The sequence below is a fragment of the Corynebacterium nasorum genome (assembly GCF_022345765.1).
Lineage (GTDB): Bacteria > Actinomycetota > Actinomycetes > Mycobacteriales > Mycobacteriaceae > Corynebacterium > Corynebacterium kefirresidentii.
In genome coordinates this window covers 52363-75793 of sequence record NZ_JAKRDR010000010.1, presented here as the reverse complement: position 1 = coordinate 75793, position 23431 = coordinate 52363, and the positions used below count along the sequence as shown (strand labels likewise).

Sequence of the window (23431 nt, the reverse complement as noted above, 5' to 3'; positions counted from 1 at the left end):
AGCAAAAAGGAACAACCCCCGTGAAACCAACAAAAATAAGCGCCGCACTCGCCACCGCAACAATCACAACCACACTCCTAACCCCCACAGCACAAGCCCTCCAACCAGGAGACAAATACGTAGCACTCGGAGACTCCTACGCCTCAACCGGCACAATCACACAACCTGTCCCTGGCAGCACACCAGCCTGCGTCAAAGACCAAGACAACTACCCACACCAACTAGCCAAACAACTCAACCTACAACTCGACGACGCCTCCTGCGCCTGGGCATTCACCTACCAATACGACAACCCCCAACACCACGCACTCCCCCTCACCGCCCCAACCCCACAAAAACAACACCTGACACCCGACACCAAACTCGTCACCATCACACTCGGAGGAAACGACGCCGGACTAGCAGCACTGTTCACCGCCTGCGCACCCCACATCCAAATCCCCGGACTCCCCGACTGCTCCCCCACCGCCAAACCCATAACAGACGCCAGCATCCACAACCCCGACACCACCGGCCGAAACCTAAAACAACGCCTCATCGACATCGCAAACGACACCAAAAAACGAGCCCCCCAAGCCCAAATCCTCTTCACCGGCTACTACACAGCAGCCACCCCAGAACACCGCTGCCCCGAAAGCGGCTACCTCTCCCTCAACGACCGCAAATACATCAACAGCTTCCTCACCGAAGTCAACAACACCATCCAGCAAGCAGCACAAGAAACACACACCACCTACATCACCCCACCAAACGACCCCGAAGGATGGTGCAAACCCCCACAACAACGAAACACCAACTACTACGGCATGCCTGAACACAATCTCATCGCACACCCCACCCCACTAGGCCAAAAACACATGGCCCAAAAAATAGCCCAAAACACCCACTAAAACCACAACTTGGCACGCACCCCACCAACTCATGTACGATGAAAAACGCGCGCCAAAAGCGCGCAACCACCTCCCGAACCAGAAAGGAAACTAAAATGATCGCAGACATCGTATCCAACGCACAAGAAGCAGCACACACCGCCGTATCCAACGGCTGGGACATCCTCGAACAGGCAAGCCTCTTCGTACGCAACCTGCCATACCTCATCCCAGACGCACTCAACGAGTTCAACCGCAACATCACCGGCTTCTAAAACAAAAGCGCACAACAGCCCCCGAGACCACCACACCTCGGGGGCTTACTCATACCCCCACCCAGGGGCAACCCCCGCCCCCACAACTCCCCAACCCACGGGCGACCAAGGCGTTTAGGGCGTGTACGGGTCTCGAGGTTAGTTGGGCGCATCTCTTGGTTAATGCGCTGGTTTCTATTGCAGAACGCTTGGCGACACAGTAATGGCCTCAAAGGAAGTTCTCCTTTGAGGCCATTAGTGGTCTATTTAGCGTCCGAAGTTTTGAACCGCAAAGAGCTTGCCTTGTGGGTTGACGGCTATTCCTGTGCCGACGGTTTTGGCTTCGGGGTCTAGAAGAATTTCGCGGTGTGAGGGTGAATTAACCCAGAGTTGGACGAGTTGTGCGTCGGAATAGTCGTCCCATGCCTGAAGAACGTTTTCTCCACCTGGTGGTAGCTCGGCTGGGTAAGTCTTCCAGTGTTCTGGGCGGTGGTGTAGGTTGTCGGTTTGACAGACGTGGTCAGCCCAGTTTTGAGCAATATTGTTTAGGGCCGGGTTTTCAGTTACGGGTTTGAGTCCGTGTTGTGCTCTTACTTCATTGATTTTGAGGACGATTGAGTGTGCGCGGACTCCTTCTGGTTTTAGTTCGTTGACCGTTGCGGGGTTTGGCCCTCCTGGTCCTTGGGCTTGCGCTGGTGGGGTTGGTATTGCGAGTTCGCCGCCGACTAGTGCTGCGGCTGCGGCAGCTGGTGCTGCGATTTTTTCTACTGGTTCGGGCATGATTTCATCCGACATTGGTAGTTCCTCCTTGAATTTCGGGGTGGGAGTGATACCGGTATTAATTTTACAGTGTTTTGTGGGTTTTTATTTTTGGAAGAATCTTGGGCTGTAGATGTCGACTTGCTCCCAGTTGCCTTTGTTATCGCTGATCGTTACTCTTCCTGGCGGTAGGTTTGTGGGTTTGGGGTCGAGGGGTGTTGGTTTTCGGCCAAGTACGTGTGCGGCTTGGTTTGTGGTTGATACGTTGGCGCATATTTGGGTGTTGGTTTGGTCTCGTATGGGGGTTGGCAGTGTGGTTGGTGTGGGGTTCGCGGTGACGATGATGACGATGATTCCCACTTGGTGGCAGTTTTGCATCGCGTTTGTGGCTTTTGCGATTCTTGATTCTGTTTGGGGTGCTGGCGTATTGGACCTGACCCCCATTTGGTGGACACCTGATATCCAGCCCAGTCGAGCTGGGAAGAAAGGTAATCTACCACCATGTCCAGGTACTCCGAACAGTTCAAACGCGATGCCGTGGCCCTCTATGAAAATAATGAGGACCTCTCGTTGAACTCAACATCAGCAGAGCTCGGCATCAACCGAGCCTCGCTGCATTCATGGGTCAAAAAGTACGGCACGGGCAAACGCGCCCGCATTAAAGCCGTGCACGATCAGGCCCAAGCTGCGAATGATTCTGCGCGAATCCGCCAACTAGAAAAGGAAGTCTCTAAACTGCGCGAAGAACGCGATATTCTACGTAAAGCTGCTAAGTATTTTGCCGAAGAGACACGCTGGTGATCCGCTTCCAGTTTGTCTATGACCACCGAACCGAATACTCGGCTCACACGGATGTGTGATGTGTTAAAGCTTAATCGCTCCTCGTTTTATAAATGGGTGCAAACCCGTAAAAAGTGCAGGTTAAAGATGTATTCCGATGCCCTTATTGGTGCAAGAATTACAACTATCTTCGATGATGAGCACGGCCTTTATGGTGCTAAACGCATCGCCGCAAGCCTCAACGACGATACGGACTTCGGCCCGACCAATCATAAGAAGTTTGCACGCATCATGAAATCCATGGGGCTAAAAGGTTTTACCAAACGGCGTCGATGCATCACCGCCAAGCGCAAACCTGTCCACCGAGTCATGCCGGACTTAGTAGGCCGTACATTCACAGCTAACGAGCCGAACCGTGTGTATGTCGGCGACATTACCTACCTGCCGTGTAAGGGTGGCAAGAACATGTATTTGGCCACAGTCATTGACACCTATTCGCGGAAACTTGCAGGTTATGCGCTCGCAGACCACATGCGCGTGTCACTGGTCATTGATGCTCTAGCCCACGCACACGGTGTGCGTGGCAGTCTTGACGGGGCTATTTTTCATTCCGATCACGGCAGCGTGTACACCTCACAAGCCTTTAGAAATTACTGCTCGTCGTTGGGTGTACGCCAGTCCATGGGAGCGGTAGGAACGAGTGCTGATAACGCCCTAGCAGAATCGTTTAACGCTACTTTAAAGCGGGAAGTGCTGCGTGATCGGAAAGTCTTTGACAATCCGATCACCTGCCGTCAAGAAGTATTCCGGTGGTGCACACGCTACAACACACGCCGGCGACACTCCTGGTGCAATCTCGTAGCTCCTGATGTTTTTGAAGCCGAGACTTCAGCTACACTAACTAAAGCAGCATAGCTAACCCCCGACGTGTCCACTTTCCGGGGGTCAGGCCCCTCATAGACCATGCCCATCACGCCGAGAGGGACTCGCACCTGCTTCATCTGAATGCCGTTATCCATGGTGCGCCCCTGCAGGATCTCACCTACTGGGTCTTGCAGGCCAGCGACCTGGCGCAGGCCATCCGCAATGCCCTCGACGCGGGCAGCGTCCAAGGTCAGGCGGTCAATCAAAGGATCGGACATGCCGCGCTCGCGACCTGCCTCAATATCCTGCTGGTTGGCAGCAAGGATGTCATCGGTGTGGGCAATGAGATTTTCGGCTGCGCGCTGCAAGATCTCATTCTTGCGCGGCGTGGACAGCTGCGCCACGACGGGCGCAACGTCCTTAGCAGCACGGGCTTTGGACAGAACTTCTTCGCGTTCAGTGTTGCCCATGTCATACCAGAGTAACGTACCTGCCCGAGTTTTTCAGCCACCCGCCTCGTACCTCGCCATTTACCCAAATTGGGCAGGCCACGCAGGAAAACTGCTCCCCTCTACCCTCACCCGAAAGTGCGTTAAAGCTCACAATATCAAAGCCTATTGTTCAATTGCTTGAAATACTTACTTGGGTATGTTTATTCTTTGTTTGATAAGTTTCACTCTGAAATAAGGAGCCCTCATGAAAAAGAACGTGGCCAAGCTGGGCCTGATGCTGACCTTGAGCGGGGTCGCCCTCGCCGCCTGCAGCACGGATGACGGCGGCAATGGTTCCGACGCTGGCTCCGGATCGGGCGACGACCAGACCATCAAAGCCGTCGCAACCACCACGCAGATCTGCGATTACCTCACCCAGATTGCACAAGGCGGCATGACGCTCCACAAGGTGGATTCCAGCGGCAAGGAAACCACCGAGGGCGATGGCGATACCACGCTCGATCTCACCTGCCTATTGGCGCCGAACGCCAGCGCGCACGAGCACGAGATGACCCCGCAGCAGATGAGCGCCATGGCGGATGCGGACTTTTTCTTTAAAAACGGCGTCGACCTCGAGCACTTCCTCGATAACGCCGTGGAGTCCTCCGGCTTCGACGGCGAGACCATCGTCACCGCAGGCGATGACGATTCCAACCACAAGGTAGACCTTCGCCCGTGGCCCTTCCCCGGCGAGGACGGTGAGAAACCAGAATTCAACCACGATCCGCACGTCTGGACCTCCCCTAAGAACGCTAAGATCCAGGTAGAAAACATCGTCGATGCCTTGGCCGATAAGGAACCTTCCGTTAAGGAGGTCGGTGAAAAATACACCAAGCAGCTCGACGAACTGGATAAGTGGGTATCCGAGTCTTTGGAGACCGTCCCTGAGCAGGACCGCGTGCTCTTTACCTCGCACGATGCCTTCGGCTACTTCTCCAACGACTATGGCGTGAAGTTCATCGGCTCGGCGCTCACGGACTTCAATAACCAGCAAGACGCCACCTCTTCGCACATCGAGGACGCCGCCAAGGAGGTCCGCGATTCCGGCGCCAAGGCCATCTTCGCGGAAAACTCCAATAACTCTAAGTCCATCAAAGCCATCGCTCGCGCCGCTGGGGTCAAGGCCATTACGGATGAAGACGCGCTATACGGCGACTCCTTGGGTGTGCCGAATAGCGACGGCGCCACCTACATTGGCTCCATCATCCACAACGTCACCACCCTCGTAGACGCCTGGGACGGTGAAGCGGCCGATCTGCCAGAAAGCCTGGACGACGCACAATGAGTACACCGCTTTTAGAGCTTTCCCACGCCTCCTGCGGCTATGGCACCACCACCATCGTGGAAGATGTCTCCTTGACCATCCACGAAGGTGAGGCCATCGCGCTGTTGGGGGCTAATGGCGCTGGTAAGTCCACGCTCCTTAAGGCCATCGCCGGCCTTGCCACGCTGCGCGGCGAACACAAGCGCACGGCCACGCTGGGCTATGTTCCCCAACACCACACCTGCGATCCCACCTTCCCCGTCACCGCCGGCCGGGTCGTGGAAATGGGCCTGCTTACTAAGGCCTCGTGGTGGGAGCGCATGGGCAGCATGCGACGCCTGCGCCCGCAGATCACGCAAGCGTTAGAGCTTGTCGGCATGGCGGATAAGGCTAAAACGCGCTGGGACAAACTTTCGGGCGGGCAGCGCCAACGCATATTTATCGCCCGCGCACTTGCCGCCCACCCGGATCTCGTGCTCATGGACGAGCCCTTCAATGGTCTGGACCAAGACAGCAGGCAGGTGCTTTTAGGGATCATCGGCAAGCTTAAGGAAAGCGGGGTTGCCCTGCTCATTTCCACCCACGATCCCATTTTGGCGCAGCGCGCCTGCGATGCCGGAATGCTCATCGTGGACGGTCACAGCGAGGTCCTCGATACCGAAGATGCAGTCGAGCGCTACCTGGAGGCCACGTCGGTATTGCAGGGGGAAATGTGACGCTTCTGCTTACTGCCCCCTATATGCAGCGCGCCGCCCTGTTTTTGCTGTGCGTAGCCCTGACCGGCGCGGTGGTCAGCGTAGTAGTCAACCTACGCCGCATGGAATTTAGCGTCGAGGCGCTGGTCCACTCGGTATTCCCGGGCATCGTCATTGGCTTGGCTGTGGCGGGTTTTCCCGGCATCTTGCCCGGCGCCGCCGTCGCCGCGGGCACCGCGGTGCTCATTTTGGCACGCCTTAATTCCGGCGGCGATGGCCACGATCATGAATCCGGCACCGCCGTGGTGCTGACCTTGATGTATGGCATCGGCGTGGTCATCAGCCTCGCCGTGGGGGATCGCTCCGGCCAGCTGGAGGCCCTCATGTTTGGCCGCCTGCTCGATATCACCACCGACCGCATGGTGCCCTCTGTCATTTTGTGCGTGCTTGCGGCCCTGCTCATCCTGGCCACCTGGCGCTCGCAAATTGCCGTGGCTTTTGACCGGGAATCCGCGCGCGCAACCGGCATCCGCGTGGGCTGGGTCGATGTCATCGCCAACGTAGCGGTGGGCCTTATCGTCGTCGCCGCTAGCTCCGCCATCGGCGTTTTGCTTGTTTTAGGTTTCGTCGTGGTGCCAGGCTTGGTCGGGCGCGTGCTAGCTAGTACCCCTGGGCAAATGCTCTGCTGGGCACTGGTTGGCGCGGTACTGGCCGTATGCGTGGGCCTGTGGCTCATGCTCTCGGTGACCTCCCACCAGATTTCCCCGCAGGCCATCGTCGCACTCTCACTGTCCCTGACCGTTCCGCTCGCACTTCTAGGCAGGCGCATATGGGTGTCTTAACTTTGCCATTCTTCGAAGCCATCGCGGTGGGCTGCCTCTCCGGGCTGGTAGGTACGCTCATGGTGCTGGGCAATCGCGTCTTTTTTGCTGAAAGCCTCTCCCACGGCACCTTTCCCGGCGCGGTCATCGGCGTCGTCGTGGCCAATGCGCTGGGCGCTAACTTGAGCGATGGGCTCATGCTCGGTTCCGTAGCGGTCTGCATTCCGCTGGCGATTTTCATGCATTACCTGGGCAAGGTGCACGGGGTATCCTCCACCGCTGCGGCGGGCACGACGCTTACCCTTAGCTTTGCACTGGGCATTTTATTACTGCGCTGGTTCCAGCCGCTGCCGCTGCACGTCGATAGCTTCCTGGTGGGTTCGCTTACTACTGTCAACCACCGCGATGTCACCGTCGCGGCCGGATTGGTCATTATCTGTTTGCTTGCGGTATTGGCTTGCCGGCGCCGCCTCTTCCAAGCCTATTTCGACCCCACCACCTCCCCGCATAGTGGCCTTTACGATGCCCTAACGCTGGGCCTTATCTGCTTGACGATGGCCGCCGTGATCCCCGCCGTCGGCACCATTTTGTCCATCGCCTTGCTCGTGGCCCCGGCCGCAGGCCTGCGCCCGTGGGTATCGCGGCCGGAGGCGTTGCTCATCGGGGCGGCCATCATCGGCATCACCATCGCGGTCGCCGGGCTTTTTATCGCCGCGCACTTGAGCCTTTCAGCCGGCGGCACCATCGCTATCGTGGCAGGCGTGTTTTACCTCGCCAGCATGGCGGCCTACAAGGCTGTCTCCTAGCGTGCGGCGCTGCATGGCGCCGCACGGCGCCGCGCTGCGTCGCGCGTTAATTGTTCGAAGCGAGGCGGACGGTGATCTCGCGAGCCGCCACCTCCGCCAGCGACATCTCTCCGCTTTTGGTCTGCACCGTCAACAGGCCGGCCACGCTATCGCTTACGCGCAGCTCATTGCCCAGCTCCACCCCAAAGCGGTCGAGGTAGCGCAGCAGGCCAGGATCCTCATCGCAGACGCGCTCCACGGTCACGGGCGCGTCGAGCGGTGCGGTGGCGAGCGTGAGCGTGCCGAGGTCCTCGATCCCGCCGCCGACATCGGGAATGGGATCGCCGTGTGGATCACGGTCGGGGGATCCCAGCAACGCATCGATGCGGCCAATAAAGCGATCGGAGCACGCGTGCTCGAGGCGGTCCGCATCCTCGTGCACCTCGTCCCAGGAATACTCCAGGGTTTCAACCAAAAAGGTTTCTAATAGGCGGTGACGGCGCACCATCTGCATCGCCAGCTCGCGGCCCGCAGGGCTCAGCGAAACGCCCTGATAGCGCTCGTGTTCCACCAGCCCTTGGGCAGCGAGTTTCTTTATCGCCTCGGAGGCGGTAGGCATCTTTTGTTCCAGGCGCCCCGCCACATCCTTGAGCGCTACCGGGCTGCCGCCGGAGTGTTCCGATAAGTCCCAAAGAACCTTGAGATAGTCCTGGCTGCGGGTAGGGAGTTGTTCTAGGTGCATATCCGCCATCTTAATAATCGTGCTTGCGTCGTCCGTGGATAAGTGTTAGTTTAATAGTAGTTCAACACATTGAACTTTTATTTTCACTTGTCGCGGGCAGTAGGCGGTACGTCCTTTCTTCGGTACACACACGACGCACTCAGCCATCACTGTCCGTGACTTTGATCTGTTCTAGTATCCCACCTCCGGGTCCACCTGGGTGGGCATGGGCTCGCCCTTGTCCCACGCGGCGGCATTGGCGTTGAAAATATCGCCCATGTGGTACTGCGCCACATGCTTTGTCGCCCCGATGTGCGGGGTCATGGTGCAATTGGGCAGAGAGAGCAGCGGGTGGCCATCAGGAAGCGGCTCTGGGTCCACGACCTCCAGTCCAGCGCCGGCGATCTCTTTCTCGCGCTGGGCATCCACTAGATCATCGGTAACCACCGTGCTGCCGCGCCCGACATTAATAAACAGCGCAGACGGCTTCATGGCGCGGAACTTCGCGGCATCAATAAGCCCCTCCGTTTCCGCCGTGGCGGGCAGGATGCAGAAAATGACGTCGGCCTCGCCCCACACGTGCGCGGCGTCATCCATGGCCACCACCTCATCGGCGCCCTCTACCGGGCGCCCAGAGCGATTCACGGCGGTGATGTGCGCCCCAAAGGGCTGCAGCAAGGCAATGAGCTGCTTACCGATGCCCCCAGCGCCCAAAATCGCCACCTTCTTCGGCCCCTGCTGGTCATAGATCCATTCCTGCGCTTCATCCAGCTCTTTTGCCACCGACCACGTGCCGGCCTGTGCAAAGGCCTTGTGCTGGTGTGCCTGGGAGAGCAGGAGGTCCAAGGCGGATTCGGCCACCAGCTTGGCAAAGGCGCCGGCGGAATTGCACCACGGCAGCCCCTCAGCGGTAATCAATCCCGCATCAATGAGTTGGTTAACCCCGGTAAAACAATGCTGCACCCAGCCGATATTGTCCGGCATCTCCGGGATGCGGCGCGGGCTGGGCGTGTTATTGATATAAACCTCTGCGTCTTCGAGGTTTTCTACGCGTTCGTGGCCGGCAGCGCTCAGATCATCGACGATCGGCTGCCACGTTTCTGGTCCCATAAAATACTTCATGGGACCAGCGTACGGCACGCGGCTAGATGCGCGAGGCGAAGTTGGATAGGTAGTCCGCGTGCACGACCGAGCGACGCTTATCTTCTGGCAGCTCGCTCATCTGCATACCCTTGATGGCGTTCAATTCCTCGGAATCGAAGCGGACCTCGCCACGGCCGATAACCTCGCCCTTCGGGCCCAAGATATCGATGATCTCGCCCTTGTTGAATTCACCGCGGACATCGGTAATACCCACGGCGAGCAAGGAGGTACCACCCTTGGTCACGGCTTCCTTTGCGCCCTCATCCAGGCGCACGGCCCCGCCGGTATCGGCGCAGTAGAGCGCCCAGAACTTCCAAGCCGAAAGCTGGCGTTCCTCGCGGGTATGGAAGACGGTGCCCACGGAGGCATCGGAAAGCGCGGGGCCAATGTTATCGGTAGAGGTCAACAGCACCGGGATGCCGCCGCGAGTAGCCAGGCGGGCGGCCGAGATCTTCGTGGCCATGCCGCCAGTGCCAACCTTGCCGCCATCGCCGGCAACAACGCCCTTGAGATCCTTACCGGTGCGCACCTCATCAATGAACTTCGCATCCGGCTCGGCCGGGTTCTTGTCATAAAGGCCATCGACGTCCGAGAACAAGAAAAGCGCGTCCGCGCCCACGGGCCTAACCCCCGACGTGTCCACTTTCCAGGGGTCAGGCCCATCGGGTGAAAAAGTAGATTTGCCGTGCGGCTATTACGAGTAGGGTTGTTATTGCAATTGTGCTTAGTAGGGTAAGTGCAATATTGTTGACTTTGTCTCTGAGTGCGTCTAGGTGTGGCGTGTTGAGTGGGTTTGTCGGGGTTTTGTGCTCATTTCAGGGTTGCCTTTCGGTGTTATTTAGGGTTGAGACTTTAGCTTACTAATTAGGCATGATGATGAGCGGATTGTGGGTTTGTCGGTTAAGCTTGCAGGCGTTAACTTCCCAAGACTGATTTTACTGCGATTTGCCTGGTTTTGCGGTAGTGAAGTTTCGTTATTTTGTCAATTTTGGAAGGTTTTTCCATGTCCCTAAAATGTATCCGCGCTATTGCAGCTGCGGCTCTTGCTGCAACATTCATCGCTCCTGTTCCAGCACAGGCATTTGAGCCACCTACGTCACAGTCATTTATCCACAGCTGCGCGCCTAAACAGGTTGTTGTTGTCCCTGGTGGTGCTAATACTAACCCAGTCATGCCTGATAACCTGCCTATTGGTCATATCACTGCTGATGTAGGCATCCAGTTGGGTAATCGAGCGGACACTGATGTGACCTATGTGCCTTATCAGTCCTATGGTTTTGCTGCAACGTCCTATCCACAGGCATCAGCTGATGGCTATACCAAGGCATCACATACCATTGCGCGTATCCAGAATGATTGTCCAAACAGCCGTATCAGCCTTGTAGGCTATTCGCTAGGTGCCGATGTCTCTGCACGCATCATTAATGATGCAGCTCATGGCAAGGGCACACTCGATCCTTCTCGTTTTGCCTCTGCGGCATTGTATGCTAATCCATACCAAGGCGGTAACGGCGCTGCGCAGTATCCTGCTAAGCCAGATGTCAATACTGGCTCGCTGAGACAGCTCAATGGTGGTTTTGGCAATCTCGGCGGTAAGGTCCTAGAAGTGTGCCATAGCGATGATGCTGTATGTAACTATCCCAAGAAGTACCGCAAGCTTGCTGAAGCATCGATGAATATTGACATGCTGCACGGCAAGTTCCCGCCCTCTGTTGCCCGTGAACTAACCCATTACAACCCTAAGGACTACTACACGCTCATTCGTGGTTTCCTGCGCCATAATGCCTATGGTGGCAGTGACAGTGCAGCTGGTGTCCAGTGGGTAAATAATCATTAAAGAAAGGCTCCCATATGAAGAAATTCACTAAACTAGCAAGTGTCATTGTTGCACTTGCTACCAGTTTCACTGTTCCAGCTACCGCCCAAGCAGATGGGCCACAGGGTAAGGATATGGTCACCTTTGGTGATTCTTTTACCGCTAATGGTGGCGCACCTGGTGGTCGCGGTCGCGTATCCCCGTACCCACGACCAATCCGCCCCTGCTTCAACGACAACAACAACTGGGCACACCAAACCGCACGCAACCTAAACATGTCGCTGGCTGACTACTCCTGCAACGGCACGAGCGTCTGGTTGAATAACTATGTTGACCACGCGCTACTGTCCGGGGAAATCGGCCCCGACACCAAGGAAGTAACCTTCATGTACGGCGGCTTGCAACCAAGCACGTATATCGACGCAGCACTTCCGGACATTCCTAAGGCTTCTGCCTACCGTGGGCTATTGGCACACCAATTCAACAAGATCCGCGCCAAGGCTCCACACGCCCGAATTACGATGGTCAACTACGTACCCATGACCGTTAACGACACTCTGTGCGCTGTTAACGACGGCAACAAAGTCATTCCTGTTGGCTTCCCTGGTGTGACCGCTTATGAGGATCAGTTCAATGCTGAAATTGGTCATGCTGCTCGTGATCTCGGCGTTAACTTCATCGACTTGCACAACCAAGCCAAGACCCATGACCCGTGCCAGCCGGATACTTCCCAGCGTTGGGCTGTAGCGGCACAGACCCCGACTGCGCCGTCTGTTATGCCTATGCATCCAACGAACGTGGGACATACTGGTATGGCCGGTTTTATTACGCGTGAGCTTCAAGGCTAGTAGCTAACGCAACGACGTATGGCGTGCAGTACGAAATGCCGTACTGCACGCCATACGTTTATCAATATGGGGTGACATAAAACCTCCCGTGCGTGCACGAAACCCACCGCCGGATATTCTTCTAAGCCCCTAGTACGTCACTGCTTTATCGTTTCAACGCTCCTGGGCCTGGTGAAAACCCGGGAAACGCAGGCCAGCTTCCCGACTGTGCACTTAACAGCTGCTGGAAGAATGTGTTTAGGTAACTCTAATAGCGCCTTACGCTTGGGATCGAGTAAGTGGCTATTCGTTCCCCTCGGAGACTTATTCCGGGAGATTGGAGTCGTTGATATAACGATAGACATGGCCGGAGGCGGTGGTAATTTCGTGCGTTTGGGTCATCGTAGCCTCTTTCCCACACTGGGAAACACATAACACACATACCGCATGACGTATTTTATGCGGTATGTAGTAAGGCATTTGCCATTGTACTCTCGCTTTCTTAGCAGGCGTCCTGCTTGCTTCTCGCTTTACGGTATGTCAGAGAGTGTCTGACGGTTTGTGCGTGGGTACCTAACCCGCAACACCCCCCAACAATACGTAGCCCGAAGCATCACAAACCACCCCACGCAATATCCACTTCATCAACAAAACCCACACAAGGCAGCATCATGAGATACTGCAACGCACCAAACCCAAGAACAATAAGTAGCACAACTTGCCACACAAACCACCACCTCACGTATGATGAGAAACGCGCGCAAGAGTGCGCAAGTTTCTCCCGAACTAGAAAGGAAAGTAATATGATCGCAGACATCGTATCCAACGCACAGGAAGCAGCACACACCGCCATCTCCAACGGCTGGGACGCCCTCGAACAGGCAAGCCTCTTCGTACGCAACCTGCCATACCTCATCCCAGACGCACTCAACGAGTTCAACCGCAACATCACCGGCTTCTAAAACAAAAGCGCACAACAGCCCCCGAGACCACCACCCCTTCGGGGGCTTACCTTTATCTCCAAACCACCCCGAAGAAAACAAAACAAGAGATAAAACACACCTAACAGGCACCCCCAGCGTCACCACCACCATTTGCAGTGAACATGCCCCGAATGACCCACCCCTTCCCTTCAGCCTCCGCTCTCCCAAGCTACAAATACCCCACCACCCCTTACAAGCCACCAAAGCACACCCCTAACTACACCAGCCGACTAACCACCCACCCAACAAAACAGAAAAAGCCCAGCCGGTAAAACACCGACCAGGCACAAACTTCTCTACCAACTGAGCAAAATAACCCAAGCTACATACAACTACAACGCGTTCACGCAGCCAGGCCCCTTCACAAGACCTTCACTCAACTCAGTCGGCACCATTTCACCTAGGCAAACATACCAATGAGCTGAGAAGCCCCATCAGCAATCTGCACAAAAGGCTCAACAATATCATGAACCGACTCAACAATCACGCCAGCCACATTAGAAACTTCAGCCATCGCTATCCTTCATTTCCTATCCATCTCTACAAATCCTAGTTCCTACAACGACCCCCCTAAAACAAGGCACTAGCTAGAGGGCAACAAAGCCTTGATAGGCTCCTTAGCAGCCTCCTTCAAATTATTCCCAGAAAGAATATCAGTCACACCAGACAAAATCTTGTACCACCCCTCCTGAGTATCTACAAAATTATCCAAATGCATCTGAACAGTAGAAAGATCAATACCCATACACTTACTCCTCACATAGTACCTAAGCTTCCAATCACAGAAGCTCCTTAAAACCAGCGCCCATCCACCAGGCGCCGCACACCAATTATGGCACACACCACAACATACGCAACCGGAAAATCAAATAAAACGCAACCCCGAAAACAACCCCAAGAAGCAACCACCCCACCCAGGTGGGGAACTCCCGCCCCCACAGCTCCCCAACCCACGGGCGACCTAGACGCACGCACCGTGTACGGGTCTGGACGGTAGACGCTTTAGCCATCTACTATTTTTCTCCCCTGCACTTTTCTAAACCTGACTGTCTCCAGCTTCACGGCGCAGTAGCTCCTGGAGCAGCACGCGGGTGGACACGCGGCGCAGGTTGGCTTCACTGGTTACAGGCCGCGCTTCTATGGGAGTAAGCAACCCTGTGCGCGATAATGCTTCCACGGGGTTGTAGCCATAGGCGCGGGCTACAGCGACCACTACAGCCGGCGGGGGAGTGGGATTATCCGCGGCCCTGCTAATCGTCGTGTGGCTTAAACCAGTTGCCTTAGCAATGGTGCGCGCACTGTCGGTAGTGATAGCGTCTAGCCATGTAGGTGTGTATTCTTCCATGTGGTGCAGTCTAGCAACGCTGAACGGAACGTGGAAGTAAGAAACGGACAACGATAACGGACAATGTAATACACTGCGCTATGCAGCTATTTATGCAGGTAGTGGAGATGTATGCAAAGCATTGAATTATATGTTGTCCGATAATATATTATGTTAGATTGGTGCATAACATTTACAGACTATGCATGGCGCCCGTTAGCGTGCCGCTGTTTGGGTAGGGGCCTGACAGATCGCTACACCTTTTCGGCCTGTCACAATTCTTAGGCGGCTTTCTGGCCTGACTCCCCGGCCTGTCACTGTGAGTCGTGCCGTCTCTCTCCGCACTACGTGCAAGCAATGAATCGGCGCGGTTCCGGTCACCGCTAGGGCAAGGTAAGTTACTCTCCTTGCTCCTAACTTCACCCAATTAAGGCGCCGGGAAGCTCCGTGACCACTACGGCAGAGAGTCGGTGGCAATTCATGCCAATGCTTCATGTAGAGAAGTAAAAGTGCTCACTAAACAACATGTGACCACCATCATCCAGGGGTGAGGGTGTCTCCCCCGAATGGTCACGGTCTATCCTCCCGGTATATGGACCTTGCTGGTTAGCAACATTTTCTTAATGCCTTTATAGGAAATGCAGTGGGTTAAGTAACAATGGTTGGTTTACACCCATTAAATGTGGCTTTACTCTTCGGCATGTTCAGGATTCACGGCAGGGGCCGCTCGGCGATAGTCCAAGTGGCCCTTTCTTTGTGTCTTGGGGGCGGCGTTTTGCCTGTTCAATATCGCCGTTTGAGGCGTGTTACTTTCGCGTTGGGGCGTTAGCACCTGCTAAAGCCTTTAGAAGGCGTTTAACAGGGTAAGTATTTTGCTCAATCTTTTCTGTTGTTGCCACGGCCGTAGTTAAACAGTTGCTGATGGTGCAGATTGCAGCCGCGTCTAGCGCGCTCATTCTGGGGCATGAGCGTCGGAAGAACGGTCGTTGGAAATACGGATCTAACCCTGAATTGTCGGAATTCCGACAAACGTCGAGATACCGAGAGCCAATCGCCCAGGCCGGTCTCATTCTGGATCCTTAGTTTCGTTCAGGAAGGAAGATTCGAAGTTTTCAATCTGGTCGGCAATGCTGTTAGCTAGTTGAAGAATATCTTTGTCCTGAACCTCGAAGGCGATGGTTTCCCCGTCGCGGCCTGTAAGGGTGATGCGCATACTGCGATGGCGCTGGCGGGCTCGAATTGGGCCGATGGTGAGGTCTCCGGATCGCCATGTGTGGCCTGGGCCCGGAAGCGAGTCCTCATGCTGTCTCCTTACGCACGTACCGGCCGTGCTCGTTGATTCGGATAAGTCCCTTCATCTGCAGGTGTTCAATGACGGTGTAGAAATCATCAACTTGGTCGAGCTGCTTCTTAGTGAGATGCTTTTGAATCTGCTTGATGGACTGGCCCCGCGTGGTGTCGAGCGCGTTGAGGACAGCATCAGTGATTGCGCGATGCTCTACGCCCCCACTCTGGGAGTCCGCTACATCTGGTACATCCGCTACAACGCTGGTCACAGGCAGGTTTTTTGTAGCGGCTAAACGCTTCGTATCCGCTACAGACTCGCTACCGACTTGGGGCGTAACAGCTGGCGTAGCGGAAGTGTAGCGGGAGCCTTCTTCTGCTGAGCCTACCTCTACCTGCGGTGTAGCACTTGTAGCGCTTGTACCGGATTCTGGAGGAACGCCCGTATCCTCGTTGGGCTCGACCGGGTGAAGGTAGCGATCCCAAGCATCCTTTAACCCTGCTTGCGTCGAGGTCGGACTAACGGAATAACCCCGGCATACTTTCCCCTTTATCTCCGGGTCGCGAAACTGTATTGGAGAAACGTTATAACCAGACAGCAGTTGGGAAAGCATGCGGGGCGTTAACCCATTACCACCGTTGAAGCTTGACCAGGGTGACTCTTCCAACCCGTTTAAAGCGAACAAAAGGTCACTGGTTTTGATGTTGTCTCCAGAGCTAGAGCCTGACTTGGCTTTCTGATTCATGACAGTTCGAATGTCTTCAAGAAGCTCGATGGATAGAGGGGGTGTTTTCTTCGATTTGGAAAACACAAAGGATTTGCACGCTTCTTGAGCAATACGCGGCCACTCGCCTCCAGCTTGTTCAGCTACAGAAAGCAGAGGCTCCCAGACTTCGGCGGGGCGGTCGTCGACTCCATCGGGCATCTTGGGAAAAACATTAGATAGTGAGTATGTTTCATCCCCGGCCCACTGTTTCAGCGCGTCTACGATATCTTGGACTTCTTGTTGTGCTGCGCGCTCCCGGAATGGCTTTACCTTCTCGCCACGGGCACGTTTTTTCATGTCAATCATGATTGCGCGGGTAGTGATGGTGTCAGGAAGTTTTCCGGCTAGCCCGGCAAGTGCCAATGGAGAATAGACGGGCCATTCAATCACTTTCATATTGCTGGCATCGCCTTCACAACGGTCAACGGTGGCGCCGCGTTTGTACCCAGAATTCATCAAGCCACGGAGCTGTTCCGTGGTCTCGCTCGGCCTGCTACTGCCAAAAATCGCATCAGTCTCATCAAACAGAATCGTCGGTGGAAGTCGGTCATTCTTGTGGGCGGAGCCGATTCTCCTAAACATGGCAGCTGTCGAGGACGAGATTGTCATTTTTGCGTTGAAGCATGTAAGTGCAAGCAGCTCTAGTCCGCGGGTCTTACCGGATCCAGGGACTGGAGAGGTGAACACGAGACGAGGTGTGGTGTAGAAGTCAGTTGAACGCCAGGTATGAGCAATCCATAGGGCAATAGTTGGAGCGCAGTGTGGGCTGGGGAAAACTATGTATTGTTCAATCCACTTGGTGAGCTTGTCGAGGGTTTCTTCCAGATTGACCTTGTTCATGCTGCGCCTCCTACTGGCTTAAGGTGCGCCGGTTGCGGGATACGTTGGAACAAGCAGCGCAGGTCTTTAACGGATGCGAGTGCATGGTTGAGATCCCCAAGAGGGGAGTTTTGTGCATGGGAGATAATCCGATGTGCGAGCATTTCGGAGTCTCGGCGAAAGCGCTGTTCAAGTAGTACGGTTACGAAGTAAGTGAGCTGTTCAGGGTGTCCTTCAACGCCTGCTAGGCTTTCGACAGTGGAGCGCAAACCGTTGTCTCGGTCGACAAATTTTCCCGCCCGCAAGAGCGCTTGACTGACTTGGACTAACACGCTCCCAGGTTCAGGATGGTCTGCGAAGTTTACTGTAGAAAGCGTGGAAAAGATCTCTTGGTTCACCCAGTGCTCAAAATCGCTTGTTTCTAAGATTTCAAGCGTTGGGATAGCGACACGTGCTGGGGATGCTATGACTCCCGCTAAAACTTGGGTTTCGAGGTCTATTCCGGGTGCCCCCGCTCCCTGGTGTTGTAATCTAGTCACTGAGAGTAAGAATCCTTTCTTGTATTAACCCCGCTTGATGTCACCCTGGGCGGGGTTATTTGTTGTCGTCGCCCTTATGCCTTCGGATCCGGGCTGGTGCCCTCCAGCGGCTCGAACGCTGGTGCCTGCCAGTAGGGCTGCGCAGCAACTAGGCTGCGAGGGTGTTAGGGAAGTCGAGGTGTTGGAGTAGGTCTTCAGCGTCCTCAACGAGGAGGAGATCCGCTACTGATAGGAGAGCGTGGGCGTTAACTGGCATTACTCGTCACCTTCTCCCCAAGAGCTCAGACCTGCGCGTTCTAGGTCGAGGTCGTCAATGGCCTTCATGGCGTCGAGTTCCTGGAACTCGGTCGGGCTGGCGGCGATGGCCTTCTCGTTGATTTTCCGAACGATGCGGGTGTTGTCGGAAATAGCGGCCTGAACCTTGCCAATGGTTAGGCGAAGCTCACGGCTGCTATGATTGGTCTTATTCGAGCCCGTACCAGTCTCGTTTGCTCCCTCGTTAGTGTTCCCAGCACCAGCGGGGGTTTCTCATGCTTAAAGGTCATTGACGTTTCCTTCCTCTGCAGCTTTGAACTCCTCGGAACGGACATAGGCGCGTAAGTCCTGGGCCGTGAGTTCCCCAATTTTCTTGATGATGACTTCGGCTCTGTCTGGGTCTTGAATTTCAACGGGCAACTCGCTTAGCTCGTGGAAATTGGACGGTATGGTGTCATGCTTCGCGATGGAAATGAGGATCTGTTCGAAGGCCTTTTGGCCTTTTTCAAGTTGTTCGGTCGAGTACATAGACATGAGAGTCGCTCCTTATGCGGCGTTGTCTTGCAGTGGTATTGGGGCGTTCGGGGTGCCGTTCGGGTGCATCGTGGTGCTGTTGTCAGGGCGGTAGCGCACGCCCTCGGGGTCTGTGATTGCTTGGCCCTTGTAGTGCAAGCGAACCGGAAGCCCATTGCTGTAGTGAGTAGCGCGGTGCACGTTGTGGTGCATGGCTTCCTTGCGAACTGCGTCGCGAATGCCGTCGAGGATGAAGAGCGCGTTCTGCAGGTTTTCGGGCAGCTCGTCGAACTCCGGGCAGGTGCCGTTGATGTCCTGGATTTCCTCGTTAGCGGCGTCGAGCGAAGCGAGCACACTATCAGCGAGATACGCCAGCGAGTCCTGGGGGAGGTACTGCTTCCGCACTTATGCCACCTCCTTGGGAGTGTCGGATTCGATGCCAAGCGTGGCGAGGAATGGTTTCGCGGGGACGATATAGCGGGAGTTCACCTTGAGAACGGGGAACGGGAGAGAGCCTTCACGTGCGGCGGCGTACATGGTGGAGTTGCTAACTCCCATTAGAGAAGCGGCTTCTCTGATCGTGTATGCGGCTTTTGAGGGTGCCATATTGGAAAATCCTTTCTTTCGATATTGGCAACCTTGAGATTATCGCATGCTATTTGGATACGCAAGCAATAAACGCAAACTTGCGAAATTAAACCGATAATGGCAACTGTCAGGCGAATATGGAATCCTTGCTATATGACCGATATTCCTGCGATGAGAGAAGAAGTCGCATCTCGCATAAAAAAAGCACGTAAGAGCAAAGGGGTTACTCAAGAAGCCTTAGCGGCGTCGATGGAAGCTAGAGGTGTTGCCATACATGCTTCTTCAATTGCAAAAATTGAATCTGGGCGTCGTTCTGTGGAGATTGTGGAAGCGCTAGCCATTGCGGATGCCCTGGAGATGCCATGGAGCGAATTCATGGTGAAACCAATTGAGCGTGAGGATGGAGCGGAACGTTTTCGCCAAGAAGCCAGCCGTATTATTCAGGCGGTTGAAAAAAATATTCGTGTGAATGAAGAGCACTTGGTCGAATTGTTAGAGCTAGTGAAGGTCTGGCTAGAGTCTTCCCCGAAAATCAGAATCGAATGGGCAAAAGCTTCAGAGGTAGACGGAAAGGTTGAAGACATTGCCAAGGACCTTGGTGATGCGCTTTTACGCCTGGAGGAGATAGCAATCGCTACCGGTTTGCGTGGCCCGTTTGAGACCGACGGTGACGGCCTACTGACTGAAAACTTCACGCCGATTCTTGTTCCTCCGCTGCATATGCTTCTGCAGGAAGACGAAGACCGGCAAGAGATATTGGACGATGGCTCGCGGTAGGCCGGCGACCCCTCCGGGGACGCATGGGGAGATTTCGGAGCCTAAAAAACTCGGAGAGAAAAAGTTCCAAGTATCCACTCGCCTAAGGCTACTGAACGGCAAAACGGTCAGAGTTCGAGCCACTGGAAGAAGCGCCACTGCCGCCCGCACCGCTCTAGAAAAGCGCTGCTCCGAAAGACTCCAGGGGAACGATAATGACGAGTTACGCAGCGCTTCCAAAGTCTCCACACTGATGCATATTTGGCTTGCACAACATGACGTCACAGAGTCTTCGAAAACCACCTACAGAAAATGTGTGGATGTGCACATCAACCCCAACATTGGGGAGCTTCGCTTAAACGAGCTGACTACCCAAAGAGTGCAAAACTTTCTCGAATCATTGACGCCAGGAACCGCTAAGACAGCCCGGGCCGCGTTGGGTAGCGCGTGCGGAATGGCGGTGCGTTGGGGCGTGGTGGCACGAAACCCTGTTCGTGATACGAAGCTGAAGAAGGCATCAAGGAAAGAAGTCCGAGCTTTAAGCGACGAAGAAATTAGCCAATACCGTTCTGCAATCGAGAAATGGAGTGGTGGAAACGCTTCAGGCACGAAACGCGGGGAGTCCCTACTAGAAATAGTGGACGTGCTGCGCGGTAGTGGTATGAGGATTGGCGAGGTGTTGGCGCTTCGGTGGCAGGATATTGACTTCGGCAACGGCACTGTCACGGTTGCTGGCACAGTCGATAATAAAGGCGGGCGAAACTCGCACCCTAAGACTGAAAAGTCACGACGGACGATTCCCGTGAAGCAGTGTGCACTCCAGGCACTGAAGGTTCAGTGGGGGAAGGAATATCGGCCGTTTATGGGAGAGGTTGTGTTCCCAACGCGGAATGGAACTTACCGCACTGTCCCAAATGTGTCTGGTGACCTGAAGAAGGCGCGTGGCGATTTGGATATTCATGCGCATGATTTTCGGAAGACGGTGGCAACTCGTATAGAGGAGTCTCACGGGGTCATGGCGGCTTCGAGGTATTTGGGTCATGCTTCCACGAAAGTGACGGAGCAGTCATATTTGGCTCGTCCTAGCATGATTGCTGACTATACGGAAGCGTTCTAGCGGTGTCCGAAAAGTGTCCAAGTATTGCCCGATATTAGCCGGAATATATGAGCTCTGGAATACTGGTTAATTCTTCTGCCTGCGCTAAAGGGAATAGGCAACACTAAAAGAGTGGGTTAGAATCGCTGCAATCTAAGCGTAGGTTGCGAGTTCAAGTCTCGTCTCCAGCTCAAAAGGAGGCTGGGTCCAGCGTGGGCCTAGCCTTCGTGGTGTTTTGTGGGGGCATCAATAAGCCCAAAAAGCCGGTCAACCATGCGTTGGCGGTTAGCGGGGGAGAGCTTGCGCTGGTTGAGGTGATCGTGCACCCACAGCCCCGTACTAAGCAACATGACGAGCAGGTCATCCTCGTCGGTCTCGGCGGCGGAGGGATCCACCATCCACCGTGCATCCACATCTGCCCATTGGGCAGAAAAATCTGGGTGAGTCTGGGAGTGCACACACATCAGCAGCTTGACGAGCGGATCCTTTTTGCCCATGGAGAGCACCAAGGCGCGGGAGCGCTCGGCCCAACTGAGTTCGCTGGCAGGGCGGCCGCCGGCGAGTTGCTCGAGCTCTTCTTCCCAGCGCTCAGCGCAAAAACGGTGACAATCTACCAGCAGGTTGTGGCGGGTAGGAAAGTGGTAGATGAGACCGGACTTGGACATGCCGGTCGCCTGCGCAAGGGAGTCATAGGTAAGGCCGGAGACGTCCTCGGCGGCGATGATATCGAGCGCGGCTTCAAGGGCTGCGGTCTTTTTGTTGATTCGCGGCATGGGGATCTCCTGATTTGGGGTTATCGCGGAAGCACCAGGCGGTTATCGCGGCTAGGAGCAAGGCGAAGCAAGCTAGGCCGCCAATGGTGGAAAGATACCCGGCATTGTAGGCGCTGGCGGCGGTCGCGTGGGAAGCGGGGTGATGCAGCGCGTCGGTTCCTAGTTCTGCGAGGTGAGGTGGGAGTTCGCGGGCCATGAGTAAAGGCACGAGGGTTCCGGTCAGGGCAATGGAAATCAGGGTGCCAAATTCATAAGAGACCGCCTCTACGCCAGCGGCCATGCCGGTGCGGTGGAGGGGCGCGGCATTGATGATGGCGGTTGAGGATACGGACATGGCAAGGCCCGCGCCTAGGCCGGTGAGGACGAGGGCGACAACGAGTAGGGCAAGCGTCTCGCCTCGGGTTGCGAGCAGCAGGGTCATGCCGGTGGCCATAAGGAGGAATCCGCCGCTTATGAGCGGGAGGAATCCCAGGCGATGCAATGTGGCGCCGCCCAGGATGGAGGTAGGGATGGCAGATAGCGCCATGGCGGAGATGATAAGGCCGGCGTGGAGGGGTGAGAGGGCGTCGACAAGCTGCAGCTTTTGGGTGCTGAGTAGCTCTAGGCCGGACATACCGAACATGGCACCGCCGGCCGCTAAGGCCCCGCCGCTGAAGACGCGGGAGCCAAAGATATCGAAGGTCAGAAGGGGATCTGCCAAGCGGGTCTGGCGGTGGGCAAAGGCGAGCGCTCCGCAGACGAAGACGGCAGCCGCAGCGACGCTCACCGGCCACGCGTGTGACAGGGATTTAATGGCCAGTACCAGGCTGGTAAGAGTGATAAGGGAATACAGGGACGAGGGAAAGTCCCAGTGTTTAAGGGGGTTTGGGACGTTTGGCGGAGCTAGGAGCAAGGTCAACGCGAGGGCAAGGGTCACGACGGGGACATTGAGCAGGAATACCGAGCCCCACCAGAAGTGCTCCAAAAAGAAGCCGCCCACGGTGGGGCCGGCCGCCGCGCCGATGACGGCGACAGAACCCCAGATGCCAATGGCCGTGTTGCGCTCCACCTCATCGGGAAAGGTAAGGCGGATAAGTGCAAGGCTCGATGGCATCATGATGGCGGCGCCGCAGCCTAGGAAAGCCCGGCTTAGGACCAGCGCCCAGGCGCTGGGGGAATAGGCGGCGAGTAGGGAGGCGCCGCCAAAAATGGCCAGACCGATGAGGAACATCCGCCGGTGACCGGTGCGATCACCTAGCGTGCCGGTGCTGAGAAGGAGACCGGAGAGTACCAACGCGTAGGCGTTGATAATCCATAGTTGCTGGGTATCGGTGGTATGCAATTGCTGCGATAGCTGCGGCAATGCGGTGTAGAGGATGGAATTATCCAGCCCAACCATGAGTAACCCCAGAGAGATGACGGCGCAGAAAGACCACCGCTGCGTGGCCGTGGAGGCCGGGGTGGAAACGCTTCCTGCGCGGGGTGGGTGGATACTCATAGCAGAGTAAACAGTACCGAACGGTCGTTATAGTTTACAGCCAAAGATAGGTTAGTATTACCTTCCTCACAGCTGGACGCAGTGTGTGAGTGTATAGGAGAATAGTGGACTTTCCTGCGGTGTAAGTAGCACAGTGGTATTAGCACCAATTAAGAGTTAAGGATGATA

The 23431-nt window shown here is 55.5% G+C and carries 23 protein-coding genes and 3 pseudogenes; 12 read left to right on the top strand and 14 right to left on the bottom strand.

Annotation, left to right across the window (positions count from 1 at the left end):
• The first annotated feature begins 20 nt into the window (after positions 1 to 20).
• Both MHK04_RS12280 and MHK04_RS08380 read left to right on the top strand, forming a co-directional pair.
• On the top strand, positions 21 to 890 hold the full coding sequence (locus tag MHK04_RS12280; protein ID WP_023021065.1) for an SGNH/GDSL hydrolase family protein: 870 nt from the start codon (positions 21 to 23) through the stop codon (positions 888 to 890).
• Between the two features lie 95 nt (positions 891 to 985).
• Positions 986 to 1144 carry a hypothetical protein gene (locus tag MHK04_RS08380; RefSeq protein WP_239208943.1) on the top strand — a complete coding sequence of 53 codons (159 nt, stop codon included), beginning with the start codon at positions 986 to 988 and terminating at the stop codon, positions 1142 to 1144.
• A gap of 246 nt (positions 1145 to 1390) precedes the next feature.
• Here MHK04_RS08380 and MHK04_RS08375 read toward each other — a convergent pair whose 3' ends face one another.
• Entirely contained in the window at positions 1391 to 1918 is a 528-nt protein-coding gene (locus tag MHK04_RS08375) for a CAP domain-containing protein (RefSeq protein WP_239208414.1), read from the bottom strand.
• 465 nt (positions 1919 to 2383) lie between these two features.
• Here MHK04_RS08375 and MHK04_RS08370 point away from each other — a divergent pair.
• A pseudogene (locus MHK04_RS08370) lies at positions 2384 to 3577 on the top strand (IS3 family transposase).
• Here the strand turns inward: MHK04_RS08370 and MHK04_RS08365 are convergent.
• Positions 3577 to 3996, bottom strand: a pseudogene (locus MHK04_RS08365) (glutamate-5-semialdehyde dehydrogenase); the annotation flags it as partial. The pseudogenes MHK04_RS08370 and MHK04_RS08365 sit on opposite strands and share 1 nt — an antisense overlap.
• A gap of 226 nt (positions 3997 to 4222) precedes the next feature.
• Here MHK04_RS08365 and MHK04_RS08360 point away from each other — a divergent pair.
• Genes MHK04_RS08360 through MHK04_RS08345 form a run of 4 tightly spaced genes read left to right on the top strand, consistent with a single transcriptional unit; the run spans position 4223 to position 7603 of the window.
• Entirely contained in the window at positions 4223 to 5302 is a 1080-nt protein-coding gene (locus MHK04_RS08360; protein WP_239208413.1) for a metal ABC transporter substrate-binding protein, read from the top strand.
• Complete coding sequence (locus MHK04_RS08355; protein ID WP_239208412.1) at positions 5299 to 5997, top strand: metal ABC transporter ATP-binding protein; 699 nt, start codon at positions 5299 to 5301, stop codon at positions 5995 to 5997. Before MHK04_RS08360 ends, MHK04_RS08355 begins: the two co-directional genes overlap by 4 nt.
• Positions 5994 to 6818 carry a metal ABC transporter permease gene (locus MHK04_RS08350; protein WP_239208411.1) on the top strand — a complete coding sequence of 275 codons (825 nt, stop codon included), beginning with the start codon at positions 5994 to 5996 and terminating at the stop codon, positions 6816 to 6818. The genes MHK04_RS08355 and MHK04_RS08350 overlap by 4 nt, the downstream gene beginning before the upstream one ends.
• Positions 6806 to 7603: a metal ABC transporter permease gene (locus MHK04_RS08345; protein WP_239208410.1), complete on the top strand. Its 798-nt coding sequence runs from the start codon at positions 6806 to 6808 to the stop codon at positions 7601 to 7603. The genes MHK04_RS08350 and MHK04_RS08345 overlap by 13 nt, the downstream gene beginning before the upstream one ends.
• A gap of 46 nt (positions 7604 to 7649) precedes the next feature.
• Here MHK04_RS08345 and MHK04_RS08340 read toward each other — a convergent pair whose 3' ends face one another.
• The 3 genes and pseudogenes from MHK04_RS08340 to proB form a co-directional block, all read right to left on the bottom strand.
• A complete protein-coding gene (locus MHK04_RS08340; protein ID WP_411350906.1) occupies positions 7650 to 8324 on the bottom strand; it encodes a metal-dependent transcriptional regulator in 675 nt (224 codons plus the stop codon).
• A gap of 171 nt (positions 8325 to 8495) precedes the next feature.
• Positions 8496 to 9425: a D-isomer specific 2-hydroxyacid dehydrogenase family protein gene (locus tag MHK04_RS08335; RefSeq protein WP_239208408.1), complete on the bottom strand. Its 930-nt coding sequence runs from the start codon at positions 9423 to 9425 to the stop codon at positions 8496 to 8498.
• Positions 9426 to 9447: 22 nt separating this feature from the next.
• A pseudogene (proB, locus tag MHK04_RS08330) lies at positions 9448 to 10065 on the bottom strand (glutamate 5-kinase); the annotation flags it as partial.
• Positions 10066 to 10449: 384 nt separating this feature from the next.
• Here proB and MHK04_RS08325 point away from each other — a divergent pair.
• The 3 genes from MHK04_RS08325 (at position 10450) to MHK04_RS08315 (ending at position 13051) form a co-directional block, all read left to right on the top strand.
• Positions 10450 to 11283, top strand: a complete 834-nt coding sequence (locus tag MHK04_RS08325; RefSeq protein ID WP_239208407.1) for a cutinase family protein — start codon at positions 10450 to 10452, stop codon at positions 11281 to 11283.
• Between the two features lie 14 nt (positions 11284 to 11297).
• Positions 11298 to 12110, top strand: coding sequence for a GDSL-type esterase/lipase family protein (locus tag MHK04_RS08320; protein ID WP_239208406.1), 813 nt, complete (start codon positions 11298 to 11300; stop codon positions 12108 to 12110).
• A 782-nt stretch (positions 12111 to 12892) separates the two neighbouring features.
• Entirely contained in the window at positions 12893 to 13051 is a 159-nt protein-coding gene (locus MHK04_RS08315) for a hypothetical protein (RefSeq protein ID WP_239208405.1), read from the top strand.
• Positions 13052 to 13655: 604 nt separating this feature from the next.
• On the opposite strand, the gene MHK04_RS08310 is transcribed toward MHK04_RS08315, so the two are convergent.
• The 7 genes from MHK04_RS08310 to MHK04_RS08280 all read right to left on the bottom strand — a co-directional run bounded on the left by MHK04_RS08310 (position 13656) and on the right by MHK04_RS08280 (position 19179).
• Complete coding sequence (locus MHK04_RS08310) at positions 13656 to 13817, bottom strand: hypothetical protein (protein WP_239208404.1); 162 nt, start codon at positions 13815 to 13817, stop codon at positions 13656 to 13658.
• A gap of 291 nt (positions 13818 to 14108) precedes the next feature.
• Positions 14109 to 14417, bottom strand: coding sequence for a hypothetical protein (locus tag MHK04_RS08305; protein ID WP_239208403.1), 309 nt, complete (start codon positions 14415 to 14417; stop codon positions 14109 to 14111).
• Positions 14418 to 15462: 1045 nt separating this feature from the next.
• Positions 15463 to 15609, bottom strand: a complete 147-nt coding sequence (locus MHK04_RS08300) for a hypothetical protein (RefSeq protein WP_239208402.1) — start codon at positions 15607 to 15609, stop codon at positions 15463 to 15465.
• Positions 15610 to 15694: 85 nt separating this feature from the next.
• Positions 15695 to 17287: a DUF3631 domain-containing protein gene (locus MHK04_RS08295; RefSeq protein WP_239208401.1), complete on the bottom strand. Its 1593-nt coding sequence runs from the start codon at positions 17285 to 17287 to the stop codon at positions 15695 to 15697.
• Positions 17288 to 18339: 1052 nt separating this feature from the next.
• Positions 18340 to 18594, bottom strand: a complete 255-nt coding sequence (locus MHK04_RS08290; RefSeq protein WP_239208400.1) for a hypothetical protein — start codon at positions 18592 to 18594, stop codon at positions 18340 to 18342.
• Positions 18595 to 18606: 12 nt separating this feature from the next.
• Positions 18607 to 18978, bottom strand: a complete 372-nt coding sequence (locus MHK04_RS08285) for a hypothetical protein (RefSeq protein WP_239208399.1) — start codon at positions 18976 to 18978, stop codon at positions 18607 to 18609.
• Positions 18979 to 19179, bottom strand: a complete 201-nt coding sequence (locus MHK04_RS08280) for an excisionase family DNA-binding protein (RefSeq protein WP_275434396.1) — start codon at positions 19177 to 19179, stop codon at positions 18979 to 18981.
• Between the two features lie 135 nt (positions 19180 to 19314).
• Here MHK04_RS08280 and MHK04_RS08275 point away from each other — a divergent pair, with 135 nt between their 5' ends.
• Positions 19315 to 19938, top strand: coding sequence for a helix-turn-helix domain-containing protein (locus MHK04_RS08275; protein WP_239208397.1), 624 nt, complete (start codon positions 19315 to 19317; stop codon positions 19936 to 19938).
• Between the two features lie 232 nt (positions 19939 to 20170).
• On the top strand, positions 20171 to 21034 hold the full coding sequence (locus MHK04_RS08270; protein WP_239208396.1) for a site-specific integrase: 864 nt from the start codon (positions 20171 to 20173) through the stop codon (positions 21032 to 21034).
• A gap of 197 nt (positions 21035 to 21231) precedes the next feature.
• Here MHK04_RS08270 and MHK04_RS08265 read toward each other — a convergent pair whose 3' ends face one another.
• Positions 21232 to 21786, bottom strand: coding sequence for a TetR/AcrR family transcriptional regulator (locus MHK04_RS08265; protein ID WP_023019890.1), 555 nt, complete (start codon positions 21784 to 21786; stop codon positions 21232 to 21234).
• Positions 21752 to 23263 carry an MFS transporter gene (locus tag MHK04_RS08260; RefSeq protein WP_239208395.1) on the bottom strand — a complete coding sequence of 504 codons (1512 nt, stop codon included), beginning with the start codon at positions 23261 to 23263 and terminating at the stop codon, positions 21752 to 21754. The genes MHK04_RS08265 and MHK04_RS08260 overlap by 35 nt, the downstream gene beginning before the upstream one ends.
• Positions 23264 to 23431 lie beyond the last annotated feature (168 nt).